At 39.1% G+C, this 24,596-nt stretch carries 22 protein-coding genes and 1 pseudogene; 10 read left to right on the top strand and 13 right to left on the bottom strand.

The window, feature by feature from the left end; translation table 11 throughout:
• Positions 1-12: 12 nt before the first annotated feature.
• Both DTA23_RS22795 and DTA23_RS22790 read right to left on the bottom strand, forming a co-directional pair.
• The gene (locus tag DTA23_RS22795) at positions 13-1,941 is read right to left on the bottom strand and encodes an acetoacetate--CoA ligase (RefSeq protein ID WP_112376130.1); all 1,929 of its coding nucleotides are present in this window, start codon (positions 1,939-1,941) and stop codon (positions 13-15) included.
• 234 nt (positions 1,942-2,175) lie between these two features.
• Complete coding sequence (locus tag DTA23_RS22790) at positions 2,176-3,111, bottom strand: ferredoxin--NADP reductase (RefSeq protein WP_256604623.1); 936 nt, start codon at positions 3,109-3,111, stop codon at positions 2,176-2,178.
• Between the two features lie 261 nt (positions 3,112-3,372).
• Here DTA23_RS22790 and DTA23_RS22785 point away from each other — a divergent pair, with 261 nt between their 5' ends.
• Positions 3,373-4,089, top strand: coding sequence for a superoxide dismutase (locus tag DTA23_RS22785; protein ID WP_112376129.1), 717 nt, complete (start codon positions 3,373-3,375; stop codon positions 4,087-4,089).
• 53 nt (positions 4,090-4,142) lie between these two features.
• Here the strand turns inward: DTA23_RS22785 and DTA23_RS22780 are convergent, their stop codons facing one another.
• Positions 4,143-4,541: an SRPBCC family protein gene (locus tag DTA23_RS22780; RefSeq protein ID WP_070567739.1), complete on the bottom strand. Its 399-nt coding sequence runs from the start codon at positions 4,539-4,541 to the stop codon at positions 4,143-4,145.
• A gap of 19 nt (positions 4,542-4,560) precedes the next feature.
• Positions 4,561-5,211, bottom strand: a complete 651-nt coding sequence (pyrE, locus tag DTA23_RS22775; protein ID WP_070567741.1) for an orotate phosphoribosyltransferase — start codon at positions 5,209-5,211, stop codon at positions 4,561-4,563.
• Positions 5,212-5,233: 22 nt separating this feature from the next.
• Between pyrE and DTA23_RS22770 the strand changes: the two genes are divergently transcribed.
• The 5 genes from DTA23_RS22770 to gloA2 all read left to right on the top strand — a co-directional run bounded on the left by DTA23_RS22770 (position 5,234) and on the right by gloA2 (position 8,261).
• On the top strand, positions 5,234-5,821 hold the full coding sequence (locus tag DTA23_RS22770; protein WP_239468839.1) for an NUDIX domain-containing protein: 588 nt from the start codon (positions 5,234-5,236) through the stop codon (positions 5,819-5,821).
• A 58-nt stretch (positions 5,822-5,879) separates the two neighbouring features.
• Positions 5,880-6,437, top strand: a complete 558-nt coding sequence (locus DTA23_RS22765) for an SDR family NAD(P)-dependent oxidoreductase (protein WP_256604622.1) — start codon at positions 5,880-5,882, stop codon at positions 6,435-6,437.
• A complete protein-coding gene (locus DTA23_RS29735) occupies positions 6,430-6,597 on the top strand; it encodes an SDR family oxidoreductase (protein WP_256604621.1) in 168 nt (55 codons plus the stop codon). Before DTA23_RS22765 ends, DTA23_RS29735 begins: the two co-directional genes overlap by 8 nt.
• Positions 6,598-6,717: 120 nt before the next feature.
• Entirely contained in the window at positions 6,718-7,779 is a 1,062-nt protein-coding gene (locus DTA23_RS22760; protein ID WP_112376567.1) for an NADH:flavin oxidoreductase/NADH oxidase, read from the top strand.
• Positions 7,780-7,868: 89 nt separating this feature from the next.
• Positions 7,869-8,261 (top strand): SMU1112c/YaeR family gloxylase I-like metalloprotein, encoded by a 393-nt coding sequence (gloA2, locus tag DTA23_RS22755; RefSeq protein ID WP_112376127.1) that lies wholly within the window; start codon positions 7,869-7,871, stop codon positions 8,259-8,261.
• Positions 8,262-8,436: 175 nt separating this feature from the next.
• Here gloA2 and infB read toward each other — a convergent pair whose 3' ends face one another.
• The 5 genes from infB to DTA23_RS22735 form a co-directional block, all read right to left on the bottom strand.
• The gene (gene infB, locus DTA23_RS22750; protein ID WP_440591188.1) at positions 8,437-10,959 is read right to left on the bottom strand and encodes a translation initiation factor IF-2; all 2,523 of its coding nucleotides are present in this window, start codon (positions 10,957-10,959) and stop codon (positions 8,437-8,439) included.
• A gap of 20 nt (positions 10,960-10,979) precedes the next feature.
• Positions 10,980-11,471 (bottom strand): hypothetical protein, encoded by a 492-nt coding sequence (locus tag DTA23_RS30945; protein WP_440591187.1) that lies wholly within the window; start codon positions 11,469-11,471, stop codon positions 10,980-10,982.
• Between the two features lie 103 nt (positions 11,472-11,574).
• On the bottom strand, positions 11,575-12,816 hold the full coding sequence (gene nusA / locus DTA23_RS22745) for a transcription termination factor NusA (protein WP_070567754.1): 1,242 nt from the start codon (positions 12,814-12,816) through the stop codon (positions 11,575-11,577).
• A gap of 5 nt (positions 12,817-12,821) precedes the next feature.
• A complete protein-coding gene (gene rimP / locus DTA23_RS22740) occupies positions 12,822-13,286 on the bottom strand; it encodes a ribosome assembly cofactor RimP (RefSeq protein WP_075993376.1) in 465 nt (154 codons plus the stop codon).
• Positions 13,287-13,523: 237 nt separating this feature from the next.
• On the bottom strand, positions 13,524-14,300 hold the full coding sequence (locus DTA23_RS22735; protein WP_112376126.1) for an XRE family transcriptional regulator: 777 nt from the start codon (positions 14,298-14,300) through the stop codon (positions 13,524-13,526).
• A gap of 102 nt (positions 14,301-14,402) precedes the next feature.
• Between DTA23_RS22735 and DTA23_RS22730 the strand changes: the two genes are divergently transcribed.
• A complete protein-coding gene (locus DTA23_RS22730) occupies positions 14,403-14,726 on the top strand; it encodes a GIY-YIG nuclease family protein (protein ID WP_112376125.1) in 324 nt (107 codons plus the stop codon).
• A 68-nt stretch (positions 14,727-14,794) separates the two neighbouring features.
• Here the strand turns inward: DTA23_RS22730 and DTA23_RS22725 are convergent, their stop codons facing one another.
• Complete coding sequence (locus tag DTA23_RS22725; protein ID WP_370445128.1) at positions 14,795-17,056, bottom strand: penicillin-binding protein 1A; 2,262 nt, start codon at positions 17,054-17,056, stop codon at positions 14,795-14,797.
• Between the two features lie 518 nt (positions 17,057-17,574).
• On the opposite strand from DTA23_RS22725, the gene rpoN reads away from it, so the two are divergent.
• The 3 genes and pseudogenes from rpoN to DTA23_RS22710 all read left to right on the top strand — a co-directional run.
• On the top strand, positions 17,575-19,041 hold the full coding sequence (gene rpoN, locus DTA23_RS22720; RefSeq protein ID WP_112376123.1) for an RNA polymerase factor sigma-54: 1,467 nt from the start codon (positions 17,575-17,577) through the stop codon (positions 19,039-19,041).
• Between the two features lie 80 nt (positions 19,042-19,121).
• On the top strand, positions 19,122-19,997 hold the full coding sequence (locus DTA23_RS22715) for a carbon-nitrogen hydrolase (protein WP_112376122.1): 876 nt from the start codon (positions 19,122-19,124) through the stop codon (positions 19,995-19,997).
• Between the two features lie 132 nt (positions 19,998-20,129).
• Positions 20,130-21,162, top strand: a pseudogene (locus DTA23_RS22710) (agmatine deiminase family protein); the annotation flags it as partial.
• Positions 21,163-21,269: 107 nt separating this feature from the next.
• Here the strand turns inward: DTA23_RS22710 and agaR are convergent.
• The 3 genes from agaR to proS all read right to left on the bottom strand — a co-directional run bounded on the left by agaR (position 21,270) and on the right by proS (position 24,528).
• Positions 21,270-22,031: a transcriptional repressor AgaR gene (agaR, locus tag DTA23_RS22705; RefSeq protein ID WP_046675473.1), complete on the bottom strand. Its 762-nt coding sequence runs from the start codon at positions 22,029-22,031 to the stop codon at positions 21,270-21,272.
• A 220-nt stretch (positions 22,032-22,251) separates the two neighbouring features.
• Entirely contained in the window at positions 22,252-23,040 is a 789-nt protein-coding gene (locus DTA23_RS22700) for a Rossmann-fold NAD(P)-binding domain-containing protein (protein WP_112376121.1), read from the bottom strand.
• Between the two features lie 15 nt (positions 23,041-23,055).
• Positions 23,056-24,528, bottom strand: a complete 1,473-nt coding sequence (proS, locus tag DTA23_RS22695; protein WP_046675471.1) for a proline--tRNA ligase — start codon at positions 24,526-24,528, stop codon at positions 23,056-23,058.
• Positions 24,529-24,596 lie beyond the last annotated feature (68 nt).

Below are 24,596 nucleotides of genomic sequence, written 5' to 3'. Positions count from 1 at the left end.
TTATAGCTATATTTAGGATCTTCTCCAGATTTTGCTAATCGCTTCAAAGTCCAACAAAGATTCTCGATTCCGCATAATGTCTACTGACACCGCTTTTTCTACGGGTATCCCCGAAAAGATTTTCTTAATAGGCAGCTCCAGTTTTTTGCCGCTTAACATATAAGGAATAGCCGCTACTTGAAAAATATCGTCAGGCACATGTCGCGGACTATATTGCAGCCGAAGCACCCGTTTAATCTCACTTTTTAACATGTCATTCAATAAGCCAGTGTCCAATTGAACAAAAAGCAACATATCAGATGATCCATTTTCATGATCTACGCAAATAACCAAACTATCCAAGACCCCCTCGGTTCTATTTAAAACATTATAGATCTCCGCAGTACCAATACGTACGCCGCCACGGTTCAGAGTTGCATCTGAACGCCCGTACATAATTACTCCATCATGGTCAGTAATCTTAATCCAGTCACCATGACTCCAAACACCGCTATATTTATCAAAATAACTATCGAAGTATTTTTTATTCGCCCCATCGTTCCAAAAATAGATGGGCATGCAGGGCATGGGAGCTAAAATAACGAGTTCTCCAACCTCCCCATAAAGTGGATGACCATTCTCATCAAATGCTTCTATCTTAGCTCCTAAGGTGCGGCATTGAATCTCTCCTGCATAAACATCACGCAAAGTGCACCCCGAAAGAAAGGCGCTGCAAACGTCTGTACCACCACTTAATGAGACAATTTGACTTTTTGGAAACTGTACATTTAGCCATTCAAACACATCTGGCGGAAGTGGTGAGCCTGTTGACCCTATTGTTTTCGGCTGATAAGCCATGGATTTTAAATCTTGATCTTGACAGGAGATGAGATAAGCAGCCCCAACGCCAAAATGATCCACCTTACTTTCTTGTGCAAACCTCCATAAACTCAATTTGTCGGGATAATTCGTAGCTCCATCATATATACACAATGTATTTCCCATTAAAAGGGCCGAAAGCGCATAATTCCACATCATCCATCCTGTAGTAGAATACCACATAAATCGATCGCCGTCTTGCACATTTTGATGCAGTCCAAGTGCTTTCATATGTTCCAGCAGCATACCACCAACTCCATGTGTAATGGCTTTAGGCTTCCCGGTAGTTCCCGAAGAATACAAAATCCATATTGGAGCATCAAAAGGCATTGCCGTAAATTGGAGCTTAACTTGTGTAAGATCCTTTTTCAGAATCTCTTCCCAAATAGGATCATCAATCAAAACACAAGCCACTAATGATGGTAGCCGCTGCGAAAGTTGCTGAATACTTTCCGCCTTTTCAAAAAGACGTCCATTATAGTAATAACTGGAATTTGCGAAGAGTACTTTGGGTTCAATCTGCTCAAAACGTTCCTGAATACTTGCCTCCCCAAAGTCGGGCGAACAACAGGACCAAACCGCACCGATGGAATTAGCAGCCAAAAATAACGCAACTGCTTCGATGCCATTAATCAATACACCAGCTACACGATCTCCACTTTGTACACCTAATTCTTTCAAATAGACTTGGAGTTTGAGAACCATGGATTCCAACTCAGTCCATGACACCTCTCTTTTAGCATGCTGTTCAGATTGAAAGATTAATGCAGGACGCTTTTCCGTTGTGTTCCGAAATACGTGTTCAGCATAATTCAAAGTAGCCCCACTAAACCACTTTGTCCCAATAAAGCTTGTGGAATCTGCCGGTAACTCGACAATGTTTGTAGGAGCTGAATGAAATTTTAAATTAAAATAGGCGGCTATACTCTTCCAAAAATTAGCCAGTTCCGTCGTTGACCATGCCCAAAGGTCCTGATAGGATGGAAAGAATAAGCCATGCTCATTCTCCACATATTGTTTAAACTTATTGATCTCAGCTAGAGATTTTTGCTCTTCTGTTGGGCTCCAGAGTAATTTTCCCATAATAGTTAGCTATAAAACGGTTATATTCAAACTTAGGTAAATTTACGTGTATATGCAATTTTAAATAGCTATAACGCCCTATAACAACACACTGTATTTTCGGATTAAATACAGATGTTAAATTATAATACTTCAATAGCCGTATTCATTTCTACCGGATGCCCCGTGCACAAAAGTATCCTTCCTTGTTCAACTTCGCGATCTGTTAAAACCTCATTATAATCCATTCTTACTTTACCTCTTGTACACTGTGAAATACAGGTACTTACACATACCGGATTTACAAGAATACGGCAACTTAATTTTATGTTCCAGCCCGATGTCCAAAATAGATTTGTTATATGGCACTTCAAGATTATAGGTTTTACCTTGAAAATATAATTCGATAGCATAGGTCGTTGTATCAACTTCCTTTTCGGTCTCGTCATCATCATCCTCTTCATTTTGGGGCAATAGAAATGTCTCTCGTTTTATCTGATTGGAATCAAATCCCATCCCCAAAAGGGTAAAACGACATAGATCCATATAAATCACAGGACCGCAGGTATAAAACAAGGCATCTTCCTTATTTCCAAACAAATGATCGTTAACAATAGCATGTATATAATCTCTATTCAACCTGGCCTTCATCAAGTTTTTACTATTGGAGTAAATCCACACAATTGTTAAACGATCAGGAAATCGGTCTGCCCAACCCTCCAATTCGGATCGAAACGGTGTTAATTCCAGCGTACTATTACTGTAAATTAACACTATTTTAGACTTACTTTCCGCAAGAAGCGCTGTTTTGAGAATAGCGTACAAGGGTGTGATGCCAATTCCAGCAGCAAACAAAAATAAGGTCCGAATCTTTTCCGGTTCAGGTTCATATACAAACAAACCCTGAGGTTCCATCGCGTTGACGATATCCCCCTCCACAATAGTATGGTGGAGCAGTCGAGATATTTCCCCATTTTCGACACGCTTAACAGTGATGCTTAAGGGCTCATTATTATCCGGCGAACTATTAAAAGAATAAGAACGACGTACCTCACGGTCACCAAACACAAAAGAAAGCGTAATAAACTGCCCAGCTTTATAGGAAGGATAGTCTCCTGCTATAGACTCAAGCTGAAAAGTAAGGTTATTATTAGGTTGGGGGATGATTTTTGAAATCCTTAATGTATACATAGATCAAACTTAGCTAAATTTGATTTTATAAACAATTATAATTCTTTAGCCAACCTGTCCTATAACTGCCATGAAATGCCTTTAAAACAATAGAAATTAGGGGTAGCAAAATTACCGTACATCAAAATTCGAAACAAAGCATGCTGCTCTACAGATGAATTTATAACAATTTTGTTGTATTACAATTAACAGACAATTCTTGGACAATATTTGCAAAATTTCACGTTATATTTATATCAAAACTAATCACAATAAGATTATATGCAAACACGCAGAAACTTCCTTCAAAATGCAGCAAAAGCTACGCTAGGCATCGCTGTATCTGGATCAATATTACAAGATATTGCTTCCGCGAAAGCTACTGAATTACATGCCGCTACCTTAAAGTTTTCCCAAGTAAAATTACCATTCAGTTATGCCGCTTTGGAACCTAATATTGATGCGTTGACGATGGAAATCCACTATACAAAGCACCATATGGCCTATATTAATGCCGTTAACGAAGCCATTCTTGCTGAAAACATCAAAGAAGCCTCAGAGGAGCAACTTCTAGCAAACATATCTAAGTACTCTCCAAAAGCAAGGAATAATGCTGGAGGAGCCTGGAACCATAACTTTTTTTGGGAAAGTCTGTCCGATAAGCCGAGCCAGCCATCCGAAAAATTATTGACTATGATCAATAAGACATTTGGTTCTCTAGACAAATTCAAAGAACAGTTTGCAGCTGCAGCAACCTCACGATTCGGTTCGGGATGGGCCTGGTTGATTTTGGATGACTCAGGTAACTTAAAAATTAGCTCTACTCCAAACCAAGACAATCCTTTAATGGATGTTGCAGAGGTAAAAGGTATTCCCATTTTAGGTCTTGATGTATGGGAGCATGCTTATTACCTGCACTATCAAAACAAAAGAGCTGATTATATTAAAAATTGGTGGAATGTTGTGAATTGGAAAAAAGTCAATGAAAGACTAGCATAAAAAAAGCTCGATTATTACTAATCGAGCTTTTTTTATATTCGCTATGAACCAACCTACCCTAGCTTTTCTTTTAATTTGTTGACCTGAAAGTCAACCAATTTTTGAAGCGGCCCAGAAGCGATCATTTTCATCATCATGTTGAGATCAGCATCTATGATAAAGGTTGCCTTTGTCACTGTATCAGCAATAACTTGCAATTCCCAACGAAGAGTTACGTCAAAAGGTGCCTTCTCTAAAGGAGTCAACTTAATAAGATGATTCTCAACACGCTCTTCTACGCGAAGAGCCAATTTTGCCATATTCTGTATTGTAAATCGCGCCTCGTCCGTAGTCGAAGACCAATTGTAGATATTTTCAGGCATCAACTGCTCATGATTGTTGAGATCCGCCAAAAACGCATACACCTCGCCGACATTTTTGTTGATTTCTGTTGTGTTCTGAATAGTAGTCATAACGATAAATTAATCCTCTTTATTGAAAATTGTCGCCCCAAGTAGCCGGGTTCAATCGCCACTTTTTCAAGATCTCAATATCCTCTTCCAATACATAACTATTTTCAGCAGCGACCTGAATCAAAGCATCATAATTACATAGACTGAAATAAGGACATTTTGCATCAGCAAAATTATCAGTAGCTTGTTGCAATCCATAAGTAAAAATAGAGACCAAGCCAACAACATTGCAGCCAGCCTCACGTAACGCCTTTACAGCCACTAAACTACTCTTACCTGTCGAAATTAGATCTTCAATTACAACTACGCGTTGACCGCTAACTACTTCACCTTCAATTAAATTCTGACGACCATGATCCTTAGCTGAGCTTCTGACATAAGAAAATGGTAGTCCCAAATCCTGTGCTACCAAAACGCCTTGTGGAATACCTGCCGTAGCAACTCCAGAAATCATATCCACTGATCCAAACTCTTCTTGAATAAGCTTAGAAAGCTTTTGACGAATGTATGTACGAATCGCAGGATGAGATAAAGTGATACGGTTATCACAGTAAATTGGAGACTTCCAACCCGACGCCCATGTAAAAGGACTTTTAGGTTGCAATTTTATTGCTTTAATTTGCAATAAGGATTCAGCAACTTTTTGTTCAACCTCATTTAAATTATTCATGGCGCAAATTTATAAAATTTATATGAACGAAACCGTGCTAATTTTAGCAGATTTTGTTCCATCGAAAATCAAAAACCCACAAACAATTAGTTTTCAAGAGATTGACCTCCAAAAACTTTTCAAACAATCTGAAATTGATAAAGTTCCAAAAACATATCTCTACATCAACAAGGATTTTGAAACCGTATTTCAAAACTTAAAAAATAAAATTAAGCTCATTAAAGCTGCAGGTGGGCTGGTGAAAAATGGTGATGGAGACTATCTTTTTATCTACCGATTAGGAAGATGGGATCTTCCGAAAGGTAAAGTGGAAGAAAATGAAAAAATGCGGGAAGCAGCTGTACGCGAAGTTGAAGAGGAATGTGGCATCAAAATCAACTACTTAGGAAAAAAAATCACCACATCATACCATACCTATTTTTTGCGAAATGGAGAATTCGTCTTAAAAGCAACGAACTGGTATGAAATGGGAGTCAACAAAGTCCCTAAATTGATTCCGCAAACTGCAGAAGATATCACAAAAGCAGAATGGCGTCATGTGGACCAATTTGAAGACATACGCAACAATACTTACCCCATTATCGAAAATATCCTAAAAAAGGCAAAATAAATTGCCTTTTTTAGGATCATCTGACAGGAATAAAAAAGATCATGCCTATTTTTATATTATGGAAAATATAACAGGAAAAAGAGCCTTAATTACGGGTGGTGCGCGAGGATTGGGGAAAGCGATTGCCTATGCATTAGCGAAAGAAGGTGTTCATATCGCGATTACCGGTAGAAATGAAGCTGCTTTAAAGGATACGGCCACGGAACTTGCCGAGCTGGGCACTGAGGTCACTTATGCCGTCTTTGACGTATCAAATTATAGTGCAGTACAGGAGGAGGTCGAGCGATTGAAAAATACCTTCGGTAGCTTTGACATATTAGTTAACAATGCGGGAGTAGCATCGTTTTCCACTGTGCTCGACATGGATGTTGCCGATTGGACATCGATCATTCAAACGAATCTCCTGGGTACATATTTTGTTACAAAGACTATTCTTCCGCAACTGATTGAAAAAAATCAAGGCGATATCATTATGGTATCTTCGACTGCCGGATTAAATGGCGCAGCCACCACTTCCGCTTATAGTGCATCAAAGTTTGGGCGTCATCGGCTTCGCCGATTCTTTAATGCGGGAAGTACGGAAAAACAATATTCGGGTATGTACACTTATGCCTAGTACGATTGCCTCGGATATGTCCAAAGATCTTGGACTTACCGATGGTGATCCAGAAAAAGTTCTTCAGCCTGAAGATTTCGCGGAGCTGATCATTGCTAATTTAAAACTACCAAGAAGAGCCATGTTAAAATCAGCTTCTTTATGGTCTACAAATCCCTAATAATCGAATAGCTATTCATCAGGGTCAAATACAGCCCTTTTAATAGCTTTCTTTTATGATACAAAGAAATTGATTAAGATAGGAGCTTTCATTGGTCCTATCTTCTATAAACAAGCAATTATGAGTCAATTATTTTCATCAGTAAACATCGGAAATTTACAATTGAAAAATCGTTTGGTTGTATCCCCAATGTGTCAATACTCGGCAAAAGATGGTTTTGCAAATAACTGGCATTTGGTTCATTTGGGCCAATTTGCAATCGGCGGAGCTGCAGCAGTAATACAAGAAGCAACAGCAGTTAGCCCTGACGGTCGAATCAGTGATGGAGACCTTGGTTTATGGGACGACCAGCATATCGAAAAATTAAAAGAAATAACCGGGTTCATTAAAGCAAATAATTCCATACCCGGCATACAACTTGCCCATGCAGGCCGCAAAGCAAGCAGCAATAAACCTTGGCTTGGCAGGAATCAATTTTCACCAACGGACCCTCAGGGCTGGCAAACAGTTGCTCCATCTGCAATAGCTTTCCATGCAGGAGATTATGAACCACAGGAACTTGATGTTTCCGCCATTGAAAATCTGATTGAACAATTTGGAACAGCGACGAAAAGAGCAATCCAAGCCGGCTATGAAATTATTGAACTCCATGCAGCACATGGATATCTGATCCATCAATTTCTTTCACCACTGAGCAACTTACGAAAAGACATTTTCGGCGGGATCTTTGAAAATAGAATACGCTTTCTTATTGAAATTGTGAAAAGAGTAAAACAAGAAATAACAAGCCAAAGTTTATGGGTACGTATTTCAGCAACTGACTGGGCCGAAGCCGGATGGGACTTAAAGCAATCCATAGCCTTATCACAACAGCTATATGCATTGGGGGTAGACCTGATTGATGTTTCAAGTGGAGGATTGGTCTCCTATCAAAAAATAGATGTAGGACCAGCATATCAGCTCCCTTTCGCCACCGCTATTAAGGAGAATACCAAGAATAACGTTGCCACTGTAGGTTTAATTAAAACTGCTATTGAAGCATCCGAGATCATTACGCGAAAGCAAGCAGATTTAATCTTAATCGCACGGGGATTTCTTGATGATCCACACCTTCCATTACATTTTGCCAAAGAATTAGACGCTGAGGTTCCTTGGCCTAAACAATATGAAAGAGCAAAATAATAGGAGAGACATGGTAAAATAGTCTGTATATGCTCCATATCCTAAACGAACAAAAGATATAACAAATGCCATGAGATAAGTATTGAAAGATGAAATTAAACCTCAACAAGATACATCATATTGCCATTATATGCAGCAATTACGAGCGTTCAAAGAAATTCTATACGGGCATACTGGGCCTAGAGATTGCTAGAGAATACTATCGTGTGGAACGTGATTCCTACAAACTGGACCTCAAACTCAACGATCATTACATTATAGAACTTTTTTCGTTCCCATCACCGCCTAATCGGCTCAGCTTTCCAGAAGCTGCCGGTTTAAGACATCTTGCATTCGAAGTCGATAATCTCGACCTAGAATTAAATAAGCTCGAAAAAGCAGGTGTATCACATGAAGGGATCAGAATAGACGAGTTAACAAATAAACGCTTTACATTCTTCTTTGATCCTGATCAGGTTCCAATAGAACTATACGAACGTTAAAACAGAAAGCGGCATTGATTAAATCAATGCCGCTTTCTGTTTTATTAGTGTATCACTAAGTGATTACAATTTACGTTCACTTCAACTTGTTCGTAAGCTTCAACAATATCTCCTACTTGAATATCATTAAAACGGTCAATATTCAAACCACATTCATAACCCATTGAAACTTCTTTCACATCGTCTTTAAACGTTTCAACGATGCCAGTTTACCAGTATGAATTACAACACCATCTCTGATTATGCGGATATCATTATTTCTATTGATCTTACCTTCTTTAACCATACATCCGGCAATCGTACCCACTTTAGAAATTTTGAAGGTTTCTCTGATTTCAACCTCAGCAACGATTTTCTCTTCAAATTTCGGCGCCAACATACCCTCCATCGCAGACTTGATTTCATCAATCGCATCATAGATGATCGAATATAAACGTACATCAATTTGCTCGTTCTCTGCCAACTTACGTGCGTTTTGTGTTGGACGTACTTGGAAACCTATGATAATCGCATCGGAAGCAGAAGCTAACAATACATCTGATTCAGAGATTGCACCCACTGATTTGTGAATGATATTAACCTGAATTTCGTCAGTAGACAATTTCAATAATGAATCTGATAATGCTTCAATAGAACCGTCCACATCACCTTTAACGATAATATTAAGTTCTTTAAAGTTACCGATAGCCAAACGACGACCGATTTCATCCAAGGTAATATGTTTAGTTGCACGCATGCCTTGCTCGCGTTGTAACTGAAGACGTTTGTTAGCTACAGTTCTAGCTTCAGACTCGCTTTCAAGAACATAAAGCTTATCCCCTGCTGTTGGTGCGCCGGCCATACCCAAGATTTGCACTGGAACAGAAGGTCCCGCCTCTTTAACACGTTCACCTCTTTCATTAGTCAAAGCCTTCACCTTACCTGAATGCGATCCCGCTAAAATAGGGTCTCCAACACGTAATGTACCACTTTGTATCAACACCGTTGTCACGATACCACGACCTTTATCCAAAGCTGCTTCAATTACTGAACCAACAGCACGTTTTTTCGGATCAGCTTTTAGATCTAACATCTCAGCTTCCAATAGAACTTTCTCTAATAATAGGTCAACATTTTCCCCCGTTTTTGCTGAAATCTCTTGCGCTTGGAACTTACCGCCCCAGTCTTCAACTAAGATATTCATCGCAGAAAGCTGCTCACGGATTCTATCAGGATTTGCTCCCGGTTTATCTACTTTAGTAAATGCAAATACGATTGGAACTCCTGCTGCCTGCGCGTGGTTGATCGCTTCTTTTGTTTGCGGCATGACGGCGTCGTCAGCTGCGATAACAATAATAACAATATCTGTTACTTTGGCACCACGGGCACGCATCGCTGTAAAAGCCTCGTGACCAGGAGTATCCAAGAAAGTGATCTTCCGACCATCCTCCAATTTCACCGCGTATGCACCGATATGTTGGGTGATACCACCCGCCTCACCAGAAGTAACGTTCGCCTTACGGATATAATCCAGTAAAGAGGTCTTACCATGGTCGACGTGTCCCATGACCGTTACAATAGGCGCTCTTGAAATCAAGTTCTCTTCTGTATCCGGTTCTTCCAATTCAGCAGTCTCCTCATCCTCAGGTTTGATAAACTCTACCTGATAACCAAATTCATCCGCTACAATGGTTAAAGTTTCCGCATCTAAACGCTGATTAATTGACACGAACATACCCAAACTCATACACGTTGCAATAATTTGGGTTACCTGAACGTCCATCAAATTAGCTAATTCGTTTGCAGTTACGAACTCTGTAACACGCAATACTTTTGCCATCATTTCTTGCTCCATTGCAGCTTCTTCCGCATGTTGAGCAACATCATCACGTTTCTGACGTCTCAATTTGGCACGTTGCGCAAATTTACCAGATTTACCTGCACCACTCAAACGAGCAAGTGTTGCTTTGATTTGATCTTGGATTTCCTTTTCAGTAGGTTCTTCCTTATTCTCAACAGGTCTTCCCTTACCTCTATTGTCAAAACGATTACCGTGTTGCGGTCTCGTACCTTGTCCTGGTCTACCTGAGTGTTGGTTGTTACCTCCTTGTCCCGGTCTACCTGGGTGTTGGTTGTTGTTTTGCCCTTGACGATTGTTCGGGTTGTTGTTAGGACCATGATTCCCACCTCGGTTACCTCCTTGTTGGTCCCGGTTGTTGGGATTGTTACCATCGCGCGGTCCACGGTTTTGATTATTATGACCTTGACCTTGCCCCGCATTTGGGTTTACTGGACCATTTGGATTCGTACGCTTACGCTTACGTTTCTCATTATTATTTCCAGCATTTGAAGATGAAGCCACTGGTTTGTGGGAAGGTCTAGCAGATGGTAATTCAATTTTACCAATGACTTTAGGACCTGTCAATCTTTCCGCACGAGCAGAAATAATTTCATCTCCTTGTTTTTTCGCAGGCTCCACTATTGGAGTTACTGGCACAGCTTTCGGCGCTGTTTCTTCTTTTTTCTTGTCTTCTACCTTCACAGGTTCAGTTTTTGTCTCTACAACCGGAGTTGCTTTTACTTCAGTTTTATTTACTTCGGGTTTTTCTATTTCAGCTTTTGGTACAACAACTTCCGGCTTCTTTTCAATAACCTTTGGTTCTTCTTTTTTCGCTTCAACAATAGGCGCTTTGACTTCGGCTTCCTTCTTTTCTTCCACCTTAGCTTCAGCTTTAGCCTCTACAGGCGTTTCTTTAATGGTTTTTGGTTCCTCCTTAACAGTTCTTCCTTCTTGACCTTACTTCCGCCTCTATTCAATGCGTCAAGATCAATCTTACCAACCACCTTCATACCACCTTGATGAACGGGCTCCTCCACTTTTGCAGGAGTAGTTTCCTTAACAGAAGGGATTTCTACTGTATTCTTGACCAAGATTTCCTTGGATTCATCATGATCTTCGAAATCCTCATTCTTAGATGATTCCTTAGGAGAAGAGGACGGCGACTCCTCACGACGAATTTTGCCAATCACAATTTGTTTAGCTTCATCTTTCAGTGATTTGTCTCCCTGAAACTCTTTTAACAGCACACCATACATCTCTCCGCTCAATTTAGTGTTAGGCTTTGCTTCTACATCATATCCTTTTTTCACTAAACATTCCACGGCGGTATGTATCCCGATGTTGAGTTCCTTTGCTGCTTTAAGCAAGTTTGTTCCTTTTCCTTCAGTCATCTATAATATAAACTATTTTAATATAATTACAAAAATATGTTTTTTTCCATCCATAAACAATTTATTCCGAATGTTAGATAGAAAAAAATTAACGAGCTGAATTTTATTCAAATTCAGCTTGTAAAATACGTACAATCTCACGAACAGTATCCTCTTCCAAATCGGTACGTCTAACCAGCTCTTCCTCGCTAAGAGACAACACCGACTTCGCTGAATCCAAGCCGACACGTTTCAATTCATCAATAACCCAGCTTTCAATCTCATCGCTGAATTCTTCGATATCGACATCTTCATCAAACTCGTCATTTTCGCGATAAACATCAATTTCATAACCAGTCAATTTACCAGCCAATTTAATATTATGTCCCCCACGTCCAATGGCTAAAGAAACTTGATCCGATTTTAAATATACAGCCGCAGTCTTATTTTCTTCATCGATTTTGATTGAGCTAATTCTTGCAGGGCTCAAAGCACGAGCGATGTACAACGAATGATTTGTTGTAAAATTAATTACATCAATATTCTCATTACGCAGCTCACGAACGATACCATGAATACGAGACCCCTTCATACCAACACAAGCTCCTACAGGATCAATACGATCGTCATAAGACTCAACAGCAACCTTTGCTCTTTCCCCTGGCTCACGAACGATTTTCTTGATCGTAATCAAACCATCGAAAATCTCAGGAACCTCAAGTTCAAATAAACGTTGTAAGAACGCAGGTGCAGTACGTGAAATAATAATCTTCGGATTATTATTCATCATATCTACTTTATGCACAACTGCGCGAATGCCATCTCCCTTTTTGAAATAGTCAGCTGGGATTTGCTCTGATTTAGGAAGAATTAATTCATTCCCGTCTTCATCCAATACCAAGATCTCCTTTTTCCAAATCTGATAGACCTCACCAATGACCAACTCTCCTTCTCTATCTTTATATTTCTTAAAGACCTCGTCTTTTTCCAATTCCAAAACCTTAGATACAAGCGTCTGACGTGCCGCTAAAATTGCACGACGACCAAAGCTTTCCAATGTGATCTGTTCAATAAAATCATCACCTACTTCCAAATCTTCATCATGCTTTCTAGCTTCCGCTAATTCGATTTCAAGGTCATCATCTTCTGAAAACTCATCTTCAACAACGACACGCGTCCTCCAAATCTCCAAATCTCCGTTATCTGGATTCACGATAACATCCACATTTTCATCCGTACCAAAACGACGACGGATCATACTACGAAAAACCTCTTCCAATACTGTAATAACAGTAGGTCTATCGATATTCTTAAACTCCTTAAACTCTTGAAAAGAGTCTATCAGATTGATGTTGCTGTTACTCATTATTATTAAAATGAAATTACCACTTTTGTTGCTTTTATTTGATCAAAAGGAAGTTCTTTTTCTACCTCTTGTGCTTTTTTACCTTTTTCTTTTATCTTTTGAAGAACATTGATCTTCATCTCGTCTACGGTCAATAATGTACCTTCAACTTTTGTATTATCGTTCAACTTTACCTGAACTGTACGACCTATATTCTTTTGATACTGTCGGATATTAACAAAATTAGCATCAATACCTGGAGATGAAACCTCTAAACGGTAAGCATCATCAATTACATTTTCCTCCTCCAAGTGGAAACCAACATGACGGCTCACCTGTGCGCAATCATCAATATTCACACCATTATCTCCGTCCAAAAGAATCTCGAGAATTTTATTTGGGCGCATCTTCACACTGACGATAAACAAATCCTCGCGATCTGCAATTTTTTCCGCGATGAGTTCAATAACTCTCTTTTCTATATGCTGCATTGTTCTGTTTCTAGAAATGCTAAATTAATTGAATTAAAAAAAGGGGGCAATACGAGCCCCCTTCCTTTCAGATATGCAAATATAGCATTTTATAAAATAAAAAACAAACTTAGATAGATTGTTTTTATATTCAATATACCTACAGTCCCTATTAAAACAAGCAATCGATCGCTCCTCAGTCCTTGTAATCATCTTCACAGCGTGACTAAATAATAAAAATACGTAGATAATTCTCCACTATTTAGAACCATCTACCACTGCATTAATCGTCTTCTGCATCTGCGCCATCATACTGGTCAGGGTTTCCATGGTTGGCTCCGGAGTAGGTTCGGGCAGCTGTGTACTGATAAAAGCCTTAGCCTTCCACACTTCAAGAATATCAGCAGTCTCTACCCAATAAGGCTCATAGGTCTTATTATCAGAAACAAGCTTCAAACCTTTATCCTCTTTAAATTTAAAAGCAACGCGTTTATACACCACACCATCTTCTTTCGACACGACAATATAGGTACTTCCTGGTTTAATATCATGCCAATTTTCTACGTATTCGGCCACAATAATAGAACCAGAAGGTAAAGGCAACATCGAATCCCCTTTTATTTCAAAAGCACGAAATGTCCCCTGACCAAACATAGGTAGCGAAAACTTTGGCAACTCAGCAACATATTCTGGATCACCATATCCATTTAAATACCCCGCACTAGCCTTAACCGGAACAAGTTCGATATTTTCACGATCATCTGCATCCACAGTCACACTAAGCACCCTCAAATTTGAGGCATTGCTTTTAGGAACCGGCTTCCATTTGTCATCAATAACATCGTTTGCCAACTCATCCATAGTCAAACCATAGAATTCGGCAATCTTCTTTAATAACTCATATTTAGGCTCTGCTCGATCTTCCTCGTATGCACCGACAGACGCACGCTTAATTTCCATAAGATCAGCAAATTGTTGCTGGGTGATTTTTTTTCCTTTTCGAAGGAATTTCAGATTGGACGAAATATTTGACATATTATTTTTTCAAAAAAATATTTTGCAAAAACTAATTTTATTAGTAATATTGTGCCAATAAAATTAGTAAATATATTTTAAACATCCAAATAATTTAGCATTATGAACAATTTTATTGTATATATATCAACCGACAACAATCGGAAACACTTTAAAATCGGTCTCAGTTCCAACATCTTTAGTACAGTAATGGAACTACAGCAGTCCAATAATTTTATTTTCAACCAGGGCCCTAGCTTAAATCGAATAATCTACACAGAATCTTTCACAAATTCGGAGACCGCCAATAAGAGAATAAGTGAACTGCAACATTTTACAACCATGCAAGTCGAAAGGCTCATCCGTAAATATAATCCTAATTGGAATAATCTTTTCCCTCAGCAACACCAAACGTTCACCAAGAGAGATTCCAACCACGCAGCCTAGCATAAAAAAAGCCACCTTAGTTAAACTAGGCGGCCATCTTTATTTTTTAGATATATCTTTAACTATTATCAGTTTTGACTACCAAGCTCCTCCAACGAGGATGACCCTACGCTACTCGTTCCGCTATCAGCACCTTCAGTATGATTACGCTCAACAGGATGCTCCGTTCCCTCTTCCTCAGGCCCGATAAATCCTTCATCAGCGGGCTCTTCTACTTGTGTCGAATCACTTTGCTCTGGTTCCGGATCACTATAACGCGGAGTTTCGCATTTGTAAGATTTCGTAATTTCAACAGTAGGACTAGGAAACTTACCTTGCGTATATCCCAATTGTTTGTCTTTATAAACAGACTCCATATACACCCCAAATATTGGTAATGCTGTACGAGAACCTTCTCCCGAATGAGAATTTTTAAAGTGAATACTCCGTTCGTCACAGCCAACCCAAACACCTGTCACCAAATCTTTAGTCACTCCCATATACCAACCATCTACATATTCGGAAGAAGTACCTGTCTTTCCTCCGATTTCATTTTCCTTATCAAATAAATCCCATTCCCACAATCCCTGAGATGTACCTCCAGGTTCTTCCATACCACCCCGCAGCATATACGTCATCAACCAGGCATCTTGTTTATCCACCACTTGTTTACGCTCCGCCTGAAAAGTGGCAATAACATTACCATCATGATCCTCGATCTTAGACACCAATAAAGGTGAGACACGCTCACCGTGATTCATCATCGTCGAGTACCCGTTCACCATTTCAAAAACAGAAACATCATTAGGTCCTAACCCCACAGAGGCAACAGGATTTAATTTACTTGTAATACCACAACGATGTGCCGCATCAACAACTTTCGCGGGCGTAACCATATCAGTTAACTGAACCGTAACCGAATTAATGGAACGCGCCATCGCATGACGCAACGACATTTCACGATAGGAAAAATTCCAATCTGCATTTTTAGGCTCCCAAACCTCAACAGAATCTCCTTTATCAATCTTGATCGTAACAGGTTTATCCGTAATCTTATCACACGGAGACATCCCTGACTCCAAAGCAGCCAAGTATACAAAAGGTTTAAATGTAGACCCCGCTTGTCGCTTCGCCTGCATCACGTGATCATACTTAAAATATTGGTGGTTGATCCCACCCACCCATGCTTTAATTTCACCCGAGTACGGATCCATAGACATCATGCCTGCATTTAACATCATGGCATAATATTTCAAAGAATCCATTGTAGACATATCCTTTTGGATCTTACCACCATCCTTCCAATTATAAACTTCGATCTTCTTCTTTTTATTTAGGAAGTAATTGATGCTATCAGGGGTATTCGCATATTTTTTACTCAAAAAAGCATAATAAGGAGTTTTCTTTGCCAAATTATCCAAGAAGTTGGGTATAACCTTACCTGATAAATCACGCCAAGGCTCCTGGCCCTCCCAGGTGTTATTTAGACGTTGCTGTAATTCAATCATTTGTTTCGCCACAGCCTCTTCAGCATGCTTTTGAAGTTTAGAATTTATCGTCGTGTAAATTTTCAAACCGTCTGTATAGATATCATAATTGTTATCCTCAGACCATTTTTCCAACCATTTAGCTACTGCAGCACGTAAGTAAGAATCTCCACCCGCATTAAGATCTTGACTATTTGTATTCAAAACAATCTTCTCCTTAACCAGTTTATCATACTCTTCTTTTTTCAGAAAACCACCTTTATACATTTGACTTAAAACGGTGTTTTTTCGCACATAAGCATTTTCGGGATTACGAATAGGATTATATAAAGTCGTACCTTTTAACATGCCAATCAAAACAGCAGCTTCGGTCTGATTCAATTGATTCGCTCCTTTCGAAAAATAGCGCTTTGCAGCAGTCTCAATCCCATAGGCATTATTACTGAAGGATACTGTATTTAAATACATCTCCAATATCTGATTTTTGGAATAACGTTGCTCCAATTTATAAGCCGTCATCCACTCCTTAAACTTCGTGATCACTAGACCCGCCACGGGAAGACGCGTCAACAATCCACCGGCCTTATTATAACGTGTACGATAAAGATTTTTAGCTAACTGTTGCGTAATTGTACTTGCACCACGCTTATCCCCTTTTAATGTAGAGATAATACCTGATCCTAGACCAAAAAAATCAACACCATTATGGCTATAAAAACGAACATCCTCAGTTGCAATCAACGCATTAGTAACAGACTTCGGAATACTATCAAATGGAATTGGATTTCTGTCCTCGTCGAAATACCGTCCAATTAAAACACTATCTGCCGTGTATAATTCCGTAGAGATATTAACACTAGGCATAACGATATCCTTTTTTGTTGGAGAATAACCAAAGAGCCACAAAAAATTCAATTGTATAGCACACACCAATATAATGATAAAATATACTGCTATAACAAGATAACGAAGAATCCTATTCTTAATACGTTTAAACATAAATGGAAATTTATCTTATATTCAACACATCCGACCAGCAAAAGGTTTTACACCTGTCCAATATGCCTTTTTATCTATTTTCAGGGGCTAAATATACAACTAAATAAATCGCTGTAATCAACTATTTACATTTTTTAACAATAAAAAACACCTGCCAAACAACTGTAAAATACGACATAATTCGAAAGGGTGGATTTTGGAAATTACAGCCACGATTAAACAACAAAAGACCTATAGGTAGAAAAAGGCCTAGTCTCAAATTTCTTTGCAACTTTTTCCCGCGTTCCACAAATATTATACCCATTTTTTATTTATTATCGATTTTATTTTAAAATAATAATGATATTTGTTTAAATTTAGATGTAAAAAAGTCAACTATTAGCATGTTAAAACAAACATTACAACAAAAGCTATTACAGAAATTGTCCCCGCAGCAAATACAATTTATAAAATTGTTGCAGGTTCCGACTGTTTCATTAGATGCGAGAATCAAGGAAGAATTAGAAGAAAACCCTGCGTTAGAAGATGGTAGCTTGACTAATATGACCGATCCTATAGAAGAATACCCCGATAAAGATCCAGATGACAACTTTGACAATGAAGACGGATTCGACTCAGAAGACTTTAGTTTAGAAGACTATATCCAGGAAGATGATTTCAAAGATTATGGCAATGGCTATGACTACGGAGATGACGATGACGACCGAAAAGAAATGCCTGTTGCAATTCAGCACTCCTTTTATGAGCAGTTACAACAACAATTAGACCTTTTAGCTTTAGATGACAAGCACTTTTTAATTGGCCAGCAAATTATTGGCAGTCTGGACGATGACGGCTATTTACGCCGGCCCATCATCAATCTTGTCGACGACCTCGCTTTTGGCCAAAATGTAATGACCGATGAACAGGAAGTATTGGATATGCTAAAGGTAATTCAAGATTTTGAGCCTGCAGGAATTGGAGCACGAGATCTGCAAGAGTGCCTATTGATCCAATTACAAAAAAAGGACACACAAAATCCCACAATCAAACTCGCTATTAAAGTCGTAGCGAATTACCTGGAAGAATTCACTAAAAAGCATTATGATAAATTAGAAAAATCTTTAGGCGTTTCATCAGAAGATTTAAAAAACGTAGTCAACGAAATTCTAAAACTTAATCCAAAACCAGGAGATTCTGGCGCAGTAGCAGGCAAGCAACTACATATTATCCCGGATTTCCATATCAGCAATAATGATGGAACACTGCATTTGACTTTAAATGGCCGAAATGCACCTGAGCTCCGCATAAGTCGTGATTACCAACATATGTTTGAACATTACGAGAAATCGGATCAAAAGGATAAAAAAATGAAAGAGGCTGTGCAATTTGTCAAACAAAAACTTGACTCAGCCAAATGGTTTATTGATGCAATAAAACAGCGTCAACAAACCCTACTAAAAACAATGAATGCAATCATGGAATACCAATATGATTATTTCCTCACAGGTGATGATCGTAAGCTAAAACCAATGATATTAAAAGACATCGCCGACAAAATCGATATGGATATATCAACTGTGTCGCGGGTAGCAAATTCAAAATACGTACAAACAGAATTTGGAACATTTCTCTTAAAATCGTTTTTCTCTGAAGCTATTCAAACGGATTCTGGTGAAGAAGTATCCAATAAAGAGGTTAAGAAAATATTGGAGGAGTGCATCGCAAAAGAAAATAAACGGAAACCCTTGGCTGACGAGAAACTCACTGAGATTCTCAAAGAAAAAGGCTACAATATTGCGCGGCGAACGGTTGCAAAATATCGGGAAGCATTGAACATTCCTGTAGCAAGATTACGAAAAGAGCTCTAAGAGCTCTTTTTGTTTTTCCTACCGACCAAATCCAAATTAAGAATAGTATCTTTGTGCTGTATTAAAATAAGCATTAAAGAATGAGCAAAGTAAAAGTTGGAGTTGTACAGATGAGCTGTACCGCAAGCAAACAAGAGAATCTCGAAAAAGCTATCGCTAAAGTAAAAGAAGCCGCTGCAAAAGGTGCGCAAATTGTGTGTCTGCAAGAACTATTTACCTCTTTATATTTCTGCGATGTGGAAGATTATGACAATTTCGCACTGGCTGAAGCTATTCCGGGTCCATCAACGGACGCCCTATCGGCTGTTGCTAAAGAAGCAGGTGTCGTCATTATCGCTTCATTATTTGAAAAAAGAGCAGAAGGACTGTACCATAATACAACCGCTGTATTGGATGCAGACGGTTCCTATTTAGGAAAATATCGCAAAATGCATATTCCAGATGACCCTGCGTTTTACGAAAAATTCTATTTTACACCAGGCGATTTAGGCTACAAAGTATTCAAAACAAAATTTGGAAAAATAGGCATCTTAATTTGCTGGGATCAATGGTATCCGGAAGCATCTCGAATTACCGCATTGATGGGTGCCGAAATTTTATTCTATCCTACTGCTATCGGATGGGCAACAGACCAAGATGAAGAAACCAACAAAGATCAATATAATGCATGGCAAACAATACAACGCTCCCATGCCGTTGCAAACGGCGTTCCTGTTGTATCCGTTAACCGTGTGGGATTTGAACAAAATGGTGCAATGAAATTTTGGGGTGGAAGCTTCGTGACGAATGGACAAGGTAAATTACTGTACCTTGCTTCACATGACAAAGAAGAAATTGAGGTCGTCGAACTAGATTTAAATGAATCGGACTATTTCAGAAAACATTGGCCATTTTTGAGAGACCGAAGAATCGAAACATACGCGCCGATCACCAAACGTTTTATTGACGAAGACTAATATTGGATATGCTAGCCATTTCAGTTTCGAAGGCATACCACTGTGCTGAAACAAACTGAAATGGCTTTTTTAATCCCGCTAAAATAAGTATGGAACAAAAAAAACATTCACCCTGGACTATTTTGACAATTCCCCAAACAACAGGGCTTCTTTTTTCCTGCAGAATGGGCAAAGCAAGAAGCCTTATGGTTGAGCTGGCCACATAAAGAGGAATCTTGGCCCGGGAAGATCGAAACAATATACAAACCTTATTGCGAAATTTATTAAAGCCGTAGCAGCAGGGCAAAAAGTAAGGATTAACGTCGCTAATGAGGAAATGCAAAATTTTGCTATTACCGCACTCAAAGAAGTGACAACAGATTTTAGCAATATCGAATTCTACTTTAATCCGACTAACGATGCTTGGTGTAGAGACCACGGTCCCGCTTTTATTATTAACCAAGCAACAAATCAAAAAGCAGTAGTCGACTGGGGCTATAATGCCTGGGGTGGAAAATACCCTCCTTTCGACCTTGACGATATTGTTCCGACACGTATTGCCACAACATTCAACCTTCCTCTATTTGTCCCTGATATCGTCATGGAAGGCGGTTCAGTTGAGTTTAATGGCGCAGGAACAATCATGACAACAACGGCTTGTCTATTGAATAAAAACCGAAATCCACACCTGACAAAAGAGCAGATAGAAACTTATTTAAAAGAATTTTACGGTCAGGAACAGGTTTTATGGCTTGGAGACGGTATCGTTGGAGACGATACAGATGGACACATTGACGATATCACACGTTTCGTCAACGAAAACACCGTTTTAACAGTTGTCGAGGAAGATCCAACGGATGAAAACTACGAGATACTTCAAGAAAATCTAGCAACACTTCGTTCATTTAGACTCTTAAATGGAGAGCCACTGCATATCGTTGAGCTCCCAATGCCAGCACCGGTCATCTATGACGAAACAAGATTGCCTGCTTCTTATGCTAATTTCTACATTGCAAACGATATCGTTGTTGTACCGATCTTCAACGATAAAAATGACCAAAGAGCACTGGATATTATCCAAGGCTGTTTCCCTACACGTAAAGTCATCGGTATAAATTCCGTTGACATTATTTGGGGGCTGGGAAGTTTCCACTGTTTAAGCCAGCAGGAGCCGGCACTGAGCTAAAAAAACTGTCCATAGAAAAAATGTCCCCAAAAAGTTAAACACTCTTTTGGGGACATTTTTTATGATAAAAGACGAGCATAGTTTTGAGTTATTTTTGTTAAACTGTGTTAAACAACTATGACGTTTACCCCAGCTTTTTCTAACGATTCCACAAAGCTTGTATTTACTTTGTCATCGGTAATTAATATATCAATTTTATCAAAACCACAAATTCGTCCGAAACTTCTTCTTCCAAATTTGGAAGAATCTGCAAGAACGACAACTTTTTGAGCCGTATCGATCATAATGCGATTTAATTGAGCTTCCTGCGCACTTGACGTTGATACCCCGTACTCCAGGTCAATCCCGTCCACGCCCAAAAACAATTTACTGCAATAAAAATCCTGTAATAAATTTTCTGCATACTTTCCCGTTACGGATGTTGAGGTCTTGCGAAGCGTCCCCCCCATCTGCATGATTTCAACCGAAGGATATTTGATCAATTCCATTGCAACATTCAATGCCGAAGTCACTACAGTAATATTTCCTTTAGGAACAATCTGCTTTGCTAGCGACTGCATGGTCGTTCCTGAAGCTATAATGATGGAATCATTTTCCTCAATCATTTCAGCCGCTTTTTTCCCGATCCTGCTTTTATCATCCGAACGAAGTTTCTCTTTTTCAAATACGGTACGATCAGTCGTATAAGGATTATATTGTGTTGCCCCGCCATGCGTCCTAAACAACAATCCACTATCTTCCAACAAGGTCAAATCCTTCCGAATGGTCACAGAGGAAACGCCCAATTCCTCACATAGATCAATTACCTGAACTACGCCGACTTCCTTTAATTGTTTTAAGATATATTGATGTCTCTCTACATTTGTCATGGCTCTATTATAATATGCTGTTAAAATACTAATCTATTATCGGTTTGTTCAAAGGAAAACACCAATATCTGGCAAAAATTTCTCGATATTGGTAAATTCCAGCAAATATGACCCTCTACTTAAATTTCCCATAGTAGAATTGATGTTAAAATAATGAAATTATTTAATTTTTTCACCTTGGTAGTCACAAATTCATTTTTCTTTTTAAAATAAAAATGAATTAAAATTGCAAAGGATCAGGCAGGACATATTCATACTCCAGTTCCTCTTGAAGTAATTCACCCCTAACTATTTTTTGAATCGTATTCGTTGCTTCGAATGCAAGTGGCAAAATATAGCCATATTTTTTTGCCGACGCTAGAATTACGTCCTTTTTTTTAGGATGTAAGGGAGCAACAACATTGTATACAGTATGTTTAAGCACATTGCAAGATGCCGCCTCTAACAGTCTGATCACATCATCGATATGAACAAAATTGGCTGGCTGTTCACCCGTCGTACAAATACGTTCGGAAAAATATTTGGCAAAAACACGGTTTTTACCAAACAAACCTCCTAATCGATAAATTATGGTATCAGCCAATCCCAACATGCATGCTTCAGCAAGCAAGAGTTTTGATGAGAGCTCGGTTGTATCTGCATAGAATTCATCAAATACAGCATCTTTATCCGGATAAATTCCAATAGAGCTCAGAAAGACTTGTTTCTTCCAAGTAATGTGCCTGTAAAATGATTTAATATTCGAAAATCTGTTTTCAAGAATCGCTACACTATTTTTCTGACTTGCCGGAATACTGTTTAATACGAAGTCAAATTGAGTAGGTAAATCTATCCTTGCTGGAAAGTTTTCATAATCAAAGTCTAGAATAAATGAAAAAATACCATCGGCATTCAACCGATGGTATTTTTCAGATGTTGTCGTACTAGCCCAAACCTCATGGCCTTGATACTTCATATGTAGCGCAAAAGATTCTGCAAGCCAACCACATCCCAAAATGAGTATCCTCATATTCTGATAAGACTATTAATAGGCTTTTGCAAAGAGTACACGACGATTTGAAGGCTTCCCGGTAAAGATACAAACACCTTCCTCTTCTTTCGCATCCAGAGGAATACAACGAATTGTTGCCTTGGTTTCTTCTTTTACGCGTTTTTCCGTTTCTGTTGTTCCATCCCAATGACAAGAGATAAAACCACCCTTACCTTCCAGCACTTCTTTAAACTCATCATACGAATTCACTTCAGTGAAATGCGATGTCCTGAAATTTAATGCTTTTTGGTATATATTTTCTTGTATAGTATCTAGCAATTGTACAATAGTACCGGCCAAGCCCTCCTGAGCAACCGTTTCCTTCGTTTGGGTATCACGACGCGCTAATTCTACCGTACCATTTTGCATATCTCTTGCCCCGACTGCTACACGTACAGGAACACCTTTTAACTCCCATTCTGCAAATTTAAAGCCCGGACGTTGAGTGTCCCGATCGTCGTATTTTACGGATATGTCGTTCACCCGTAATTCTTTTGTCAACTGATTCACGAATTCATCGATCTGTGCTTTTTCTGCATCAGTTTTAAAAATCGGAACGATGACAACTTGAATTGGTGCCAATTTTGGTGGCAACACCAATCCTTGATCATCTGAGTGAGCCATAATCAATGCACCCATCAAACGTGTAGAAACACCCCAAGAAGTCGCCCAAACATGCTCCAATTTTCCTTCTTTAGACGTAAATTTCACGTCAAACGCCTTTGCAAAGTTTTGGCCAAGAAAATGAGAAGTTCCTGCTTGCAATGCTTTTCCATCTTGCATCAATGCTTCAATACAATAGGTATCCAAGGCACCCGCAAAACGTTCGTTTTCTGTTTTTCTACCACGTACAACAGGCACAGCCAATATCTTTTCAGCAAATTCCGCATAGACATCAAGCATACGTTCGGTTTCTTCAATAGCCTCTTCTCTGGTTGCGTGAGCTGTATGGCCCTCCTGCCACAAAAACTCCGCAGTACGCAAGAAAAGACGTGTACGCATTTCCCATCGTACGACGTTGGCCCATTGGTTGACCAAAATTGGAAGATCACGATAAGATTCAATCCAACCACGGTAGGTATTCCATATAATCGTCTCAGAAGTCGGACGTACAATTAGCTCTTCCTCCAATTTCGCCTCTTCATCCACTACGATCTTACCTGTACCATCGTTTTTTAATCTATAATGAGTTACTACCGCGCATTCGGTAGCGAAACCTTCCACATGCGCAGCTTCTTTTGAAAAAAACGATTTGGGAATGAATAAAGGGAAATAAGCGTTGCTATGACCTGTTTCTTTAAATCTTTTATCTAAGATCGCTTGCATCCGTTCCCAGATAGCGTAGCCGTATGGTTTGATCACCATACAGCCTCGTACAGCTGAATTTTCAGCTAGATCAGCTTTGATCACAAGCTCGTTATACCATTGCGAATAATCTTCAGCACGACTTGTTATTCCTTTACTCATATGAAATTGATAAATTATTGTAACATTATTACGTTAAATCCCGTCTGTAATTCTAATACGAAAAGCGT

It is taken from the genome of Sphingobacterium multivorum (genome assembly GCF_900457465.1).
In the GTDB taxonomy this organism is placed as follows: Bacteria; Bacteroidota; Bacteroidia; order Sphingobacteriales; family Sphingobacteriaceae; genus Sphingobacterium; species Sphingobacterium multivorum.
The sequence above is the reverse complement of the archived record's forward strand: the minus strand, read 5'-3'. Positions and strand labels throughout refer to the sequence as shown.